This window comes from Sphingobium sp. BHU LFT2, from assembly GCF_018604485.1.
In the GTDB taxonomy this organism is placed as follows: Bacteria; Pseudomonadota; Alphaproteobacteria; order Sphingomonadales; family Sphingomonadaceae; genus Sphingobium; species Sphingobium yanoikuyae_A.
In genome coordinates, this window is the sequence record NZ_JAFCGW010000010.1 from 121501 (window position 1) to 133353 (window position 11853).

Here is an 11853-nt window from a genome sequence, read left to right on the forward strand (position 1 = left end):
TCGGTATGTCATAGCGGTTCATATCGGGCTTTGCGGCTATCTCATTTATACGCGTGGTTTTTCCCGCTTCGTTACCGATGAACTGCCGCTGCGTATGGCGATCTTTGCCGCTCTAACGGCTGCACTTTATTGGTGGTGGAAACGCAGGAAAGCTGACGTCTGCTAACCACCCTTTTGGGCCATTCCTGCTTTTGCGAATGAGGACGGGGCAACGCCGCTCAGGCCAGCGTGACGAAGCTGTCCATCACCCGCTTGCGGCCGGCGGTTTCGAAGTCGATTTCCAGCTTGTTGCCCTCGATCGCGGCGATCGTGCCATAGCCGAATTTCTGGTGGAAGACGCGCTGGCCGACGGACACATCGTCGCGGCCCTTGTTGCCGAGCGACACGGCGGAGGTGCGGGCTTCGACGATTCGCACCGGCTCGCGGCTGAACTGGCCGCTGGTCTGGGCGCGCTGCCAGCCGGGGCCGCGCGACGAGCCGCGCGCGACATTGGCGAAGGGATCGTCCCGTTCCGACCAGTTGGCGCGCCAGAGCGAGGCGCCGCCGGACATGCTGCTTTCCTCGTCCACATGTTCGGGCGGCAATTCGCCGACGAAGCGGGAGGGGATGCTACTGGTCCACTGGCCATAGATGCGGCGATTGGCGGCGTGGAGGATGGTGCAGCGCTTGCGCGCGCGCGTGATCGCCACATAGGCGAGGCGCCGTTCCTCCTCCAGGCTGTTGAGCCCGCCTTCGTCCAGCGCGCGCTGCGAGGGGAAGATGCCTTCCTCCCAGCCGGCGAGGAAGACATTGTCGAATTCCAGCCCCTTGGCGGCGTGGATGGTCATGATGGTGAGCTTCTGCTCATCCTGCTGCGCCTCATTGTCCATGACCAGGCTGACATGTTCGAGGAAGGCGCCCAGCGTCTCATATTCCTCCATCGCGCGGGTGAGTTCGCTCAGATTTTCGAGGCGCCCGGCGCTCTCGGTCGAGCGTTCGGCCTGGAGCGTGGCGGTATAGCCGCTTTCGTCCAGGATCTGGCGCGCCAGTTCGGCATGGGGCAGTTGTGCGGCGCGATCGCGCCAGCGGGCGAGATCGCCGATGAAGGCGCCGAGCGAACGGCGCGCCTGGGGTGTCAGTTCGTCGGTGTCGAGGATGCGCGCGGCGGCGAGGGCGAGCGGAATGCCCTCCGCGCGCGCCAGACGGTGCAGCTTCTCGACCGCCTTGTCGCCCAGGCCGCGCTTCGGCACGTTGACGATGCGTTCGAAGGCCAGGTCGTCTGCCGGCTGGTTGACGAGGCGCAGATAGGCGAGCGCGTCGCGGATTTCGGCGCGCTCATAGAAGCGGAAGCCGCCGACGATGCGATAGGGCAGGCCGATCTGGATGAAGCGGTCTTCGAACTCGCGGGTCTGGTGCTGGGCGCGGACGAGGATCGCGACCTCGTCCAGCGAGCCGCCGGCGCGGGCGATCGCCTCGATCTCGTCGCCGACGCGGCGGGCTTCTTCCGGCCCGTCCCACACGCCGAGCACGCGCACCTTTTCGCCGACGTCGATGTCGGTCCACAATGTCTTGCCGAGGCGATTGCCATTTTCCGCGATCACCCCGGAGGCGGCGCCCAGGATATGCGGGGTGGAGCGATAATTCTGTTCCAGGCGAACGATCACGGCGCCCGGAAAATCCTTTTCGAACCGCAGGATATTGGCGACTTCTGCGCCGCGCCATGAATAGATGGACTGATCGTCGTCGCCGACGCAGCAGATATTCTTGCGGGTCTGGGCGAGCAGGCGCAGCCAGAGATACTGGCTGGAGTTGGTGTCCTGATATTCGTCCACCATAATATATTTGAAGCGCTGCTGATATTGCTCCAGCACGTCGCGGTGACGCTTCAAGATGGTGAGAGAGTGCAGTAGCAAGTCACCGAAATCGCAAGCATTCACTTCACGCAGGCGGGCCTGGTAGGCGGCATAGAGCTTCTGCCCCTTGCCATGGGCATAGCCCTCCGCCTCACCGGCGCCGACTTCCTCTGGGGTGAGGCCCTTGTTCTTCCACTGGTCGATCAGACCGGCGAGCTGGCGGGCGGGCCAGCGCTTCTCGTCAATCCCCTCGGCCTGGATCAGCTGCTTCATCAGGCGCAACTGGTCGTCGGTGTCGAGGATGGTGAAATTGGACTGGAGGCCCACCAGTTTGGCATGGCGGCGCAGCATCTTGGCGGCGATCGCGTGGAAGGTGCCGAGCCAGGGCATGCCCTCGACCGCCGGGCCGATCATCCGGCCGACGCGCTCGCGCATTTCCCGTGCTGCCTTGTTGGTGAAGGTCACGGCCAGGATTTCCGAGGGCCAGGCGCGCTGGGTCGCGACCAGATGGGCGAGGCGGGCGGTGAGCGCCGCCGTCTTGCCCGTGCCCGCGCCGGCCAGCACCAGCACCGGTCCCTCCGTGGTCAGCACCGCTTCGCGCTGCGGTTCGTTGAGGCCCTTCAGATAGGGCGGGTCATTGGGAGAGGGGGCAGGCACGGTCATGGGCGATCAACTAGGGATGGGCGGTTGCGGGGGCAAGGGCGGATGGCCTTGCAGCGGGACGCAATCTATGAGAACAAAAAGGGAATCACGCAAGATGCGAATGGAGCAAGATGATGGTGACGGGGCGGTGCCAGTGCGGGGCGATCCATTATGCGGCGGAGGGCGAGCCGGTTTACAGCGCGCTGTGCCATTGCAGCGATTGCCGGATGAGCGCGGGCGCGCCGATGGTCGGCTGGGCGTTGTTCGCGCATGACAAGGTGACGATAGAGGGCGATCCGGTCACCTACCAATCGTCGGACAATGCGACCCGCCATTTCTGTGGCACCTGTGGCACCGGGTTGTTCTACACCAACCCGACGGTGTTTCCCGGCATGATCGACATCCAGAGCGCGACGCTGGACGACCAGAGCGCCTTTCCGCCGGCGGTGCATGTCCAATATGCCGAGGCGGCGCCGTGGATGGCGGCGGCGCATGACCTGCCCCGGTTCGATCGATACCCGTCGGACTGAGCGTGCGGCCGGCGTCAGCGGCGGCACGGTTCGTCGCTGACGCGGAACAGGCATGCGGGGCGGCCGGTTTCTCCCTTGCTCGGGGCAAGGAGTAGAAGGACCAACCCGATGAAGATCATCATGATCGCCGGCTTTGCCGCTTTGTCGATGGCGGCGATGCCCGGTCAGGCCGGGGCGCAGGCGATGTCGCCGCCGGCCCAGAACCAGGATCCCAATGCGGCCCAGCCGACCGGCGCGGTGCCGGCCGAGACGGGCATGGTGCCGGCGCCTGCGGACGTGCCGCGCGATCCCGCCGCGCCGGTGGGATCATCATCCAATCCTGTAACCGTCGGCGGCAACATGACGCCGCCGCCGACCGAGGCGAAGGCCTATCCGGTCTGCGGCAAGGGCGTGCAGGATGGCTGCGTCAATCCGGGCGAGGCGAAGAAGAGGATGCGCAGGCCGGGCTGAGATCGTGCTTTGGGTCGGCGGCTGCAGGGCCGGGCAGGGCGGCGATGAGCGCTGCGAGGCCGGTCCGGTCGCGCGCCGCGTCTGCCAGGCTGTAGCCGTCCAGCACCGTCAGGAAGGCGCCGACCGCCTGCGCCAATATGCCTGAAAGGCCGCAGGCGGGACGGATCGCGCAGGACGCGCAATCAGCCATCGCCATGTCCGGCTCGCTATGGCGCACGACCGCGCCGATGCGGATATCGGCAGGATCGGCGGCAAGGCTGAAGCCGCCGCCGCGACCGCGCTGGGTGCGGATGAAGCCAACCTGGCCCAGGCCATGCACCACCTTCATCAGATGATTGCGCGACAGGCCATAGGCGTCGGCAATTTCCGGGATCGTCGCCCGTCCGCCCGGTACGGCGGCGAGATGGATCAGCACGCGCAGCGCATAATCGGTGTGGCGGGTCAATTGCATCGCGCCCTCCTATCCTGCGCGTAGACCGTCTTAAACATATATTCAATTTACATCTTAAAAGATGCATATTAAATGAACCTTATCGAGTCCCCGATAAGGAGCCTGTCATGCGCGAAAATCTGTCCCCCGAAACCATCGCCATCGTGAAGGCGACCGGCCCGGCGCTGCGCCGCCATGGCGTCGAGATCACCACCCGCATGTATGCGCGGCTGTTCGAGGATGCGTCGATCAAGGACATGTTCGATCAGGCGGCGCAGGCCAGCGGCGAGCAGCCGCGCCGGCTGGCGGCGGCGATCCTGGGCTTTGCCGAGAATGTCGACAAGTTGCAGGCGCTGGACGGCGCGATCGCGCGGATGGTGCAGCGCCATGTCGATACCGGTGTGCAGCCGGACCATTATCCCAAGGTGGCGGCCGCGCTGCTGCCGGCGATCCGCGAGGTGCTGGGCGAAGCGGTGGCGACTGATGAAGTGCTGGCCGCCTGGGCGGAAGCTTATACTTTCCTGGCCGATATCCTGATCGGCAGGGAACAGGCGGCCTACGCCGAGGCCGCCTGACCGATCATCTGGCCAATTATCTCGCGGGTGGCGTGCCGACCGCGCCGGTGCCAAAACCGCTCTGCATCACCGGCCGACCGAACTTGTCGACATAGCTGGGCGCTGCGACGCCGGGATGCTGGCCGTCGGCACCGCTGAGGCGGGCATAGACGAGGGCAATGTCGGCAGTGTAGCAGCGCTTGGGCTTGCCCGAGCGGCAGGCGGCCGGATGGGCCGGCGCTTCGGCCGGACGGGCATAGAGCGTTGCCGTCTCCGCACCGCCGATCCGGCTGCTGCGGCCCGTCGCGTCGTGGATTTCGACATAGCGATAGCCATTTTCCCGCGCCAGTTCGGCGGCGCGATAGATGGCGAAGTCGATCGCGATGGCGCTGCCGATATGGCTGACGCCGGCATCGACCTGCCAGAAGCCATCCTTGGTCAGCTTGTCCTTATAGCCGTCGCCCCGGCCGTTCATCGGGCCGTAGAAATAGCGGCTGTCCGCCGGCTGGGCATCGACCGCCACGGCCGTCAGCGTGGCCAGCATGGCAAAGGCATATCGAAAAGGCATGGATCACCCCCCTTGGACCGAAACAGGGTCGGTCTAAGGGGCTGGTCTTAAGGTCCGGTTATTCGCCGATGCTCAGGCTGCGGGCGCGCTATCCTCTGCGCGGAGCAGGGTGAGGCGCGCCTTGCCGACGTCGCGCACGGCGTCGACGATGAACCCCTTGACCGCAACGTCTTCGCGCCGGTCGGTTTCGATGCTGATCCAGGTGGCCGGGCTGGTCCAGCCCAGGCGCGCCAGCTTGTCGAGCGCGACCTGACCCGCGCCGGTGTCATAAGGCGGGTCCATGAAGATGAGGTCGAGCGGCGTCTTCGTCGGGCCGAGCGAGAGCACGCTGGTCTGGCGGATGTCCGGGCGCAGGCCGAGCTTGTCGCCATTGGCGCGGATCGCGTCGATCGCCGCCTTGTCCTGTTCGACGAACAGGCAGGAGCCGGCGCCGCGCGACAGGGCCTCAAAGCCCAGCGCGCCCGAGCCGGCGAAGAAGTCGCCTACGGCCAGTCCCTCGAACGATCCCAGCCGGCTCGCCAGCATCGAGAAAAGCGTCTCGCGGGTGCGGTCGCCGGTGGGACGGGTGGCGTCGCCCTTGGGCGCGACCAGCGGACGGCCGCGCCATTGACCCGAGATAATCCTCATTTCTGTGCTTTCTTCAGGCTGCTGCGGAAGGCGACCAGGTCATGCTGGCGCACTTCCTCGACCGCGCCGCCGGCCAGTTCGCCCAGTTCGAACGGGCCGTAGCTGGTGCGGATCAGGCGATTGACCTTGAGTTCGAAATGTTCGAGCACGCGCCGCACTTCGCGGTTCTTGCCCTCGGTCAGGGTCATTTCGATCCACTGGTTGCGGCCGGTGCGCCGTTCCAGATTGGCCTCGATCGGACCATATTGGATGCCATCAATCTCGATGCCGTCGAACAGATCCTCCAGTTGCTGCTGACTGACCTCGCCAAAGGCGCGGGCGCGATAGGTCCGTGGCACGCCGGTCGAGGGCAATTCCATCTCGCGCTTGAACTCGCCATCGGTGGTGAGCAGCAACAGCCCCTCGGTATTCATGTCGAGGCGGCCGATCGGCATCAGCCGCGGCAGGTCGTCGGGCAGGATGTCGTAGATGGTCGGCCGTCCGGCGGGGTCGCGCTCGGTGGTGAGGAAGCCGGTCGGCTTGTGGAACAGGAACAGGCGCGCGGGGGCGGGCGCGGCGACCGGATCGCCGTCGACGGTGACGCCATGGAGCGAGGTCAGCAGCGTCGCGGGGGTATCGATCGTGACGCCGTCCCTGGCGATACGGCCTTCCTCGATCATCCGCTCGATCTCGCGGCGCGAGGCGATGCCGGCGCGGGCGAGCAGCTTGGCGATGCGCTGGGGTTCGCCCTTGCCGCTGGTTTCCGCGGCGGCACGGGCCGGGTGCGGGTTGGCGACATGGGGCGCAGCCGGCTTCTTGCTGCCGGGACGGCGCGGCGGATAGGATGTGCCGCCCATACGACCTTCAGTGCGGCCTTCGGGGCGCGGGCGAGCCGGGCGGTCACCAAAAGCGGGGCGGGCGGCGCGCTCGCCAAAGGGCGCGCGCGCGGGACGATCTCCAGCGGCCGCGCGCTCGGGGCGCTTGCCTTCGGTCGGGCGACCGCTGCGGGCGGGGCGTTCGGCGCGATCCGGCTGGGCGGCGCGGTCGGGGCGGCCACGGGCCGGGCGGTCGCCACGGCCTTCTTCGCGGTTTCCGGCAAAACGACCAGCACGGCCTTCACCCGAAGCGCTGCGATCGGGGCGGGCGCCGCGACCTTCGCCGCGTTCACCACGACCGTCGCCGAAGCGATTGCCGCGGGCTTCGCCGGGGCCATTGCGATCGGGGCGTTCGCCACGCGGGGCGGGGCGGCCCGGACGGCCTTCGCTGCGGCTGTCAAAACGACCTTCGTTGCGACCATCCGATCGGGCGTCCGATCGGGCGGGGCCACGGCCCGTGCCGCGATCGGCGCCGCCACGCGATCCGGGGCCGGAGGGACGCTTGGGACCGCCCGGACCTGACCGGCGCGGCGGACCAGATTTTTTTGGCGGTTCCACTTGATGCATTCCTTTTCGTGACGGGTGGCCATCCCCATATCAGGGCGGCATGTGCAATATGATGAACGGTGCCATAGCGCCGTCCATGTGAACGGCAAAGCCCCGGCCGGGCGCAACCCGGCGCCGGGGCGCGGCGTTGGTCGGTTGCATGGCGGAAACGGGGCAGGACAGCAAATGTTTTTCGGGCGAATCAGAGGGGACGACACCGCCAGGGACGGGGCGAGAGACGGGGCAGGTGCGCCGCGCAACGCCATCCGCAGCGTGCTGGTGGTGGAGGATGAACCGCTCGTCGCCTTCGACCATGAGCATATCCTGTCCCAGGCAGGCTATCGCATCGCCGCCACCGTCGACAGCCACACCCACGCCGCCCGCGTGATCGATGCCGGATCGGTCGATCTGGTCGTGACCGACATCAATCTGCGCGGTGGGCGTTGCGGCATAGAGGTCGCGCGTCATGCCCATGCGCGCCAATTGCCGGTGCTGTTCGTCACCGGTGCCTGTCCCGCCGATGCGCGATCGCTGGCGGTCGGCTGCCTCGCCAAGCCCTTCGCCCCGCGCGACCTGCTGGCGGCGATCGCGGTGGTCGATGCTGTGCTGGCCGGACGTGCGCCACCACGCAAGCCGCGCGGCATGAAGCTGTTCGCCGAGATCGCCTGACGCTGGGCTGATCCGGGGCAGGCAGGCGGCCGTGCCGCTTGCCTCTGCTGCATTTGCTCATATGGTGGCGCCCGGATCGCATCATCGGGGGCATCACAGATCATGACGGAATTGGCCGGCGGCACGCGCAGCTGGAGCGACGCGGTAAAGCCCTATGTGCAGAAGGAGCCGCTGGCGGCCTTCTTCCTGGGGGTTTCGTCCGGATTTCCCTATGCCATGATCGGCGCCACGCTGACGACGCGGCTGGCACAGGACGGCATCGACAAGAAGGCGGTGACCGCCTTCACGCTCGCCTTCCTCGTCTACAACCTAAAATGGCTATGGGCCTGGATGGTCGATGGTGTGCGCCTGCCGATTATCGGCCGGTTGGGGCAGCGCGTATCCTGGCTGTTGCTGACGGGGCTGCTGGTGATGGCGGCGGTCGCCAATCTGGCGCTGGTCGATCCGACCACCGGCCTGTTGCAGACGGCCTATGCCGCGATCCTGGTCGGGGCCGCCGGTGCGACCTTCGACATCGTGATCGATGCCTATCGGATCGAGACGCTGAAGCCCGAACAACTGGGCGTGGGATCGGGCATGTCGCAATATGGCTGGCGGATCGGGTCGGTGGCGGCCGGCGCGCTGGCGCTGGTGCTGGCGGCGCGGATCGGCTGGCATGGCGCCTATCTGGCCTGCGCGGTCTTCGCCCTGCCGGCGATGCTGACCGGCCTGGTGCTGGGCGAGCCCGAACGGCACCGCGAGGCGGCGGCGCGGCGCGGCATGGGCGAAGTGTGGCAGTCGATCGCCGGTCCGCTGGTGGAGTTTTTCCGCCGCCGGGGCGCGGTGCTCGTTCTCTGCTTCATCCTGCTGCACAAGATCGGCGACACGCTCGCCAACCTGACCTTTCGCCTGCTGTTCGACGACATGGGATACAGCAATGACGAGATCGCCATCTATGACGTCGGCATCGGCTTCTGGGCCTATCTGATCGGCATCTTCGTCGGGGGAATCCTCTATGCACGGCTGGGCATGAAGCGGTCGGTGCTGATCAGCCTGGTGCTGATGTGCGTGTCCAATTTCAGTTTCGCCGCACTGGCGGCGCTGGGCAAGAGCAACTGGGGCATGGCCGGGGCGATCGGCTTCGAGAATTTCGCGAGCGGCATCGGCGGCGTCACCGTCGTCGCCTATTTCTCTGCGCTGTGCGACCTGCGCTTTACCGCCGCCCAATATGCGCTGATCTCGGCGGCGGCGAGCATCGTCGGCCGTTTCCTGACCGGGACGACCGCCGGCGCGCTGATCGAGCGGTTCGGCTATGTCGATTTCTACCTGCTGACGACGGCGCTGGCAGTGCCGGGCATCCTGCTGTTCTGGCTGATGATGCGGGCCGGGCTGATCGACGCGAGCATCGGCACGGCGGCAAGCGCCGATGGCGACAGGGCTAACGGAAGCGCCGCATGATCTTCCTCGTCGCGTCCATTTGTATCCAGATCATCTGTGCGGTCGATGTCGTGCGTAGCGGCCGCAACCAGATCTGGATGCTGTTCATCTTCCTCTTCTCGCTGGCGGGCTGCTTTGCCTATCTGATGCTGGAGGTGCTGCCGGCCTATTGGGGCAATCGCCATCTGCGCACCGCGCGCAGCCAGGTGGTCGGCAAGGTCGATCCCGAACGCGGCCTGCGCAAGGCGCGGGCTGATCTGGACCTGGCGGAGACCGCGGCCAACCAGATCGCGCTGGGCGATGCGCTGCTGGACCTGGGCCGCTTTGCCGAGGCGGAGGCGGCCTATCGCAAGGGGCTGGCGCTGGGGCCGGGGCAGGATGCGACGACGCAGGTGAAGCTGGCGCAGACCCTGTTCGAACTGGGGCGCAGCCGCGAGGGGCTGGCGGAGCTGGACGATGTGCCAGAAGTCGGCCGGGGCAGCGAATGGGATCGGCGTGCGCTGCTGCGGGCGCGGATGCTGGCCGATATCGGTGAGGATGCGCAGGCGCGCCTGCTGTTCGAGGATGTGATGAGCCGTTATGCTGGCGAGGAGGCGCGCTGCCATTATGCCGCCTTCCTGCTGGAGCAGGGTGACCGGCTGCGCGCGCGGCAGATATTGGAGGAGGTCGAGCAGCGGGCCAGGCGGCTCGACCGCACCCAGCGCGCCGCCCAGGCGGATATGTATCGCTGGGCCGGCGAGCGGCTGGCGGAGTTGCGGAAGGCGGCGGCTTAGAGCGCGCTGCGTTAAATCCGACGCAGGCAGCGCGCTCTAATTTTTTGTTGTCGCATCGTTTTAAGCGCAAAACCGGTTCCCACTTTTGCGCACGATGCTTTAATTGGCCGCGTAGAGGTCCAGCGGCCGGCCAAGGTCGCTATGCGCCTGCGCCACCGCCTGCAGGCAGGTGAGCGCGCCCAGCGCATCGTCATTGCCCAGCAGTCCCGAGACATTGTCGAAGGCGGTATGCGGATCACGCAGCGCATCGCCCACCGCCTGCATGATCGCCGCCTCGTCCGCGGTCATCCGCGCGCAGCAACAGGGCGCGACCAATATCTTGCGGCTGGCGGCGCGCGCCAATTCCAGCATCATCGCGCGCATCAGCACCAAGGGCCGGCGATAGCTTTTGCCGAAGGCGCCCAGCATCGCATTGGCGGCATGGGCATCATTGACCCCGGCCGTCGCCATGCGGCGCATGACGAACAGGAACAGCCGATTGCCATAGCCGCCCGGAATGGGCCGGGGCAGTTCGACGGGGTAGCTTTCTCCATATGCCATGCGGGTGCGCCTTTGTGTGACTCGGGGACACACAAGCTACGCTATTGCGAGGCATTCGCAAGTCTAAATCGGTCGGGCAATTGTCCGTTCAACCGCAAAATCTCTCCGGCCATATAGAGCGAGCCGGCGATCAGGATGATCGGTGCCGCATCCTGGGCCTGGGCGGCATCCTGCGCGATGGCGGCGATCGCCGCTTCCGGACCGTCATGGGCGGTGCAGCCTATGCCCCAGCGGGCGGCGACGGCGGCAAAGCGTTCGGGCGGATGATGATCATGCCCCGGCACCGGCAGCGCATGGATATGGGCGATGCGGCCGCCGAACGGGGCGAGATAGGCGTCCATATCCTTGTTGGCGAGCATGCCGATGACGAGCTGGATCTGGCGGCTGTGTAACCGGTCGGCGGTGAAGAAGGCGCTGATCGCCTGGCCGGCGGCTTCATTATGGCCGCCGTCGAGCCAGGCTTCCGCCGCATCGGGCAGGGCCGCGAGCAGCGGGCCGCGCTCCAGCCGTTGCAGCCGGGCGGGCCAGTGCGCCCAGAGCGGCGCGGCCTTCAAAGCCGCCTCGCTGACCAGCACGGCCTGCTGATGGCGGAGCATGGCGATGGCGAGGGCGACATTCTGGACCTGATGCGCGCCGGGCAGGCGCGGCATCGGCACGTCGACATGGCCCTGTTCATCGCGATAATGGACCCGGTCGCGATAGACGGCCGCGTCCCAGGCGGTGCCCATGGCGAGCCATAGGGTGCCGGCGCGATCGGCGGCGTCCTGCATTACCGGGGCGAGGGCGGCGTCATAACGCTGTGTCACCAGCGCCGCGCCGGGTTTGGCGATGCCGGCCTTTTCCGCGGCGATGATCGGCAGCGTGTGACCCAGGAAGGCCTGATGATCGATGCCGAGCTGAGCGATGCCGCAGACGACCGGATCGACGATGACATTGGTGGCGTCGAGCCGCCCGCCAAGGCCGACCTCGATGATGCAGGCGTCGGCATCATGTTCGGCAAAGGCGAGGAAGGCGGCGGCGGTCGTCACCTCGAAGAAGCTGGCACCGATCCCTTCGGCCACGTCAAGCACGCGGGCGAGATAGGCGGCGAGCATGGCATCGTCGATCAGCTTGCCAGCGATGCGGATGCGCTCGTTGAAGCGAACCAGATGGGGCGAGGTGAAGACATGGACGGTCTTGCCGTCCGCCTCCAGCGCGGCGCGCAGGAAGGCGCAGGTCGACCCCTTGCCGTTGGTGCCGGCGACATGGAAGACCGGCGGCAGGCGAAGGTGGGGATCATCCAGCCGCTCCAGCAGCCGGGTGATCCGTTCCAGCCCCAATATGTCGGCGCCGGGGGACAGCGACCAGAGCCGGTCAAGCTGGGCCTGGACCTGCGGGTCGTCCGAAACGGCATGGTCGGCCATGGCGCGCTGATCCCCCTAT

General features: G+C 66.8%; 13 protein-coding genes. 6 read left to right on the forward strand and 7 right to left on the reverse strand.

Going from position 1 to position 11853, the window contains the following annotated elements:
• Positions 1-218: 218 nt before the first annotated feature.
• Positions 219-2495: an ATP-dependent helicase gene (locus tag JQK15_RS17920; RefSeq protein ID WP_214866679.1), complete on the reverse strand. Its 2277-nt coding sequence runs from the start codon at positions 2493-2495 to the stop codon at positions 219-221.
• A 113-nt stretch (positions 2496-2608) separates the two neighbouring features.
• On the opposite strand from JQK15_RS17920, the gene JQK15_RS17925 reads away from it, so the two are divergent.
• Both JQK15_RS17925 and JQK15_RS17930 read left to right on the forward strand, forming a co-directional pair.
• The gene (locus tag JQK15_RS17925; RefSeq protein WP_004207669.1) at positions 2609-3004 is read left to right on the forward strand and encodes a GFA family protein; all 396 of its coding nucleotides are present in this window, start codon (positions 2609-2611) and stop codon (positions 3002-3004) included.
• Positions 3005-3112: 108 nt separating this feature from the next.
• Positions 3113-3454, forward strand: coding sequence for a hypothetical protein (locus JQK15_RS17930; protein ID WP_214866680.1), 342 nt, complete (start codon positions 3113-3115; stop codon positions 3452-3454).
• Here the strand turns inward: JQK15_RS17930 and JQK15_RS17935 are convergent.
• On the reverse strand, positions 3411-3905 hold the full coding sequence (locus JQK15_RS17935) for an Rrf2 family transcriptional regulator (protein WP_214866681.1): 495 nt from the start codon (positions 3903-3905) through the stop codon (positions 3411-3413). The two genes, JQK15_RS17930 and JQK15_RS17935, sit on opposite strands and share 44 nt — an antisense overlap.
• Positions 3906-4012: 107 nt before the next feature.
• Here JQK15_RS17935 and JQK15_RS17940 point away from each other — a divergent pair, with 107 nt between their 5' ends.
• A complete protein-coding gene (locus JQK15_RS17940) occupies positions 4013-4459 on the forward strand; it encodes a globin domain-containing protein (protein ID WP_214866682.1) in 447 nt (148 codons plus the stop codon).
• Positions 4460-4475: 16 nt separating this feature from the next.
• On the opposite strand, the gene JQK15_RS17945 is transcribed toward JQK15_RS17940, so the two are convergent.
• The 3 genes from JQK15_RS17945 to JQK15_RS27490 form a co-directional block, all read right to left on the reverse strand.
• Complete coding sequence (locus tag JQK15_RS17945; RefSeq protein ID WP_214866683.1) at positions 4476-5006, reverse strand: hypothetical protein; 531 nt, start codon at positions 5004-5006, stop codon at positions 4476-4478.
• Between the two features lie 72 nt (positions 5007-5078).
• A complete protein-coding gene (rsmD, locus tag JQK15_RS17950) occupies positions 5079-5633 on the reverse strand; it encodes a 16S rRNA (guanine(966)-N(2))-methyltransferase RsmD (protein ID WP_004207665.1) in 555 nt (184 codons plus the stop codon).
• A complete protein-coding gene (locus tag JQK15_RS27490) occupies positions 5630-7045 on the reverse strand; it encodes a pseudouridine synthase (RefSeq protein ID WP_214866684.1) in 1416 nt (471 codons plus the stop codon). Before JQK15_RS27490 ends, rsmD begins: the two co-directional genes overlap by 4 nt.
• Positions 7046-7219: 174 nt before the next feature.
• Here JQK15_RS27490 and JQK15_RS17960 point away from each other — a divergent pair, with 174 nt between their 5' ends.
• From JQK15_RS17960 to JQK15_RS17970, 3 genes are all read left to right on the forward strand, one after another.
• A complete protein-coding gene (locus tag JQK15_RS17960) occupies positions 7220-7702 on the forward strand; it encodes a response regulator (protein WP_026109123.1) in 483 nt (160 codons plus the stop codon).
• 102 nt (positions 7703-7804) lie between these two features.
• Positions 7805-9139, forward strand: a complete 1335-nt coding sequence (locus tag JQK15_RS17965; RefSeq protein WP_214866685.1) for an AmpG family muropeptide MFS transporter — start codon at positions 7805-7807, stop codon at positions 9137-9139.
• A complete protein-coding gene (locus tag JQK15_RS17970; protein WP_214866686.1) occupies positions 9136-9891 on the forward strand; it encodes a tetratricopeptide repeat protein in 756 nt (251 codons plus the stop codon). The genes JQK15_RS17965 and JQK15_RS17970 overlap by 4 nt, the downstream gene beginning before the upstream one ends.
• Positions 9892-9990: 99 nt before the next feature.
• Here the strand turns inward: JQK15_RS17970 and JQK15_RS17975 are convergent, their stop codons facing one another.
• Together JQK15_RS17975 and JQK15_RS17980 are read right to left on the reverse strand one after the other, a co-directional pair.
• A complete protein-coding gene (locus JQK15_RS17975) occupies positions 9991-10431 on the reverse strand; it encodes a DUF6628 family protein (protein WP_004207660.1) in 441 nt (146 codons plus the stop codon).
• Between the two features lie 41 nt (positions 10432-10472).
• The gene (locus JQK15_RS17980; RefSeq protein ID WP_214866687.1) at positions 10473-11834 is read right to left on the reverse strand and encodes a bifunctional folylpolyglutamate synthase/dihydrofolate synthase; all 1362 of its coding nucleotides are present in this window, start codon (positions 11832-11834) and stop codon (positions 10473-10475) included.
• Positions 11835-11853: the final 19 nt, after the last annotated feature.

Excerpts from the sequence above, each read along its gene's own strand:
- JQK15_RS17920 (WP_214866679.1), bottom strand. The coding sequence starts at position 2,495 with ATGACCGTGCCTGCCCCCTCTCCCAATGACCCGCCCTATCTGAAGGGC.
- JQK15_RS17925 (WP_004207669.1), top strand. The coding sequence starts at position 2,609 with ATGGTGACGGGGCGGTGCCAGTGCGGGGCGATCCATTATGCGGCGGAG.
- JQK15_RS17930 (WP_214866680.1), top strand. The coding sequence starts at position 3,113 with ATGAAGATCATCATGATCGCCGGCTTTGCCGCTTTGTCGATGGCGGCG.
- JQK15_RS17935 (WP_214866681.1), bottom strand. The coding sequence starts at position 3,905 with ATGCAATTGACCCGCCACACCGATTATGCGCTGCGCGTGCTGATCCAT.
- JQK15_RS17940 (WP_214866682.1), top strand. The coding sequence starts at position 4,013 with ATGCGCGAAAATCTGTCCCCCGAAACCATCGCCATCGTGAAGGCGACC.
- JQK15_RS17945 (WP_214866683.1), bottom strand. The coding sequence starts at position 5,006 with ATGCCTTTTCGATATGCCTTTGCCATGCTGGCCACGCTGACGGCCGTG.
- rsmD (WP_004207665.1), bottom strand. The coding sequence starts at position 5,633 with ATGAGGATTATCTCGGGTCAATGGCGCGGCCGTCCGCTGGTCGCGCCC.
- JQK15_RS17960 (WP_026109123.1), top strand. The coding sequence starts at position 7,220 with ATGTTTTTCGGGCGAATCAGAGGGGACGACACCGCCAGGGACGGGGCG.
- JQK15_RS17965 (WP_214866685.1), top strand. The coding sequence starts at position 7,805 with ATGACGGAATTGGCCGGCGGCACGCGCAGCTGGAGCGACGCGGTAAAG.
- JQK15_RS17970 (WP_214866686.1), top strand. The coding sequence starts at position 9,136 with ATGATCTTCCTCGTCGCGTCCATTTGTATCCAGATCATCTGTGCGGTC.
- JQK15_RS17975 (WP_004207660.1), bottom strand. The coding sequence starts at position 10,431 with ATGGCATATGGAGAAAGCTACCCCGTCGAACTGCCCCGGCCCATTCCG.
- JQK15_RS17980 (WP_214866687.1), bottom strand. The coding sequence starts at position 11,834 with ATGGCCGACCATGCCGTTTCGGACGACCCGCAGGTCCAGGCCCAGCTT.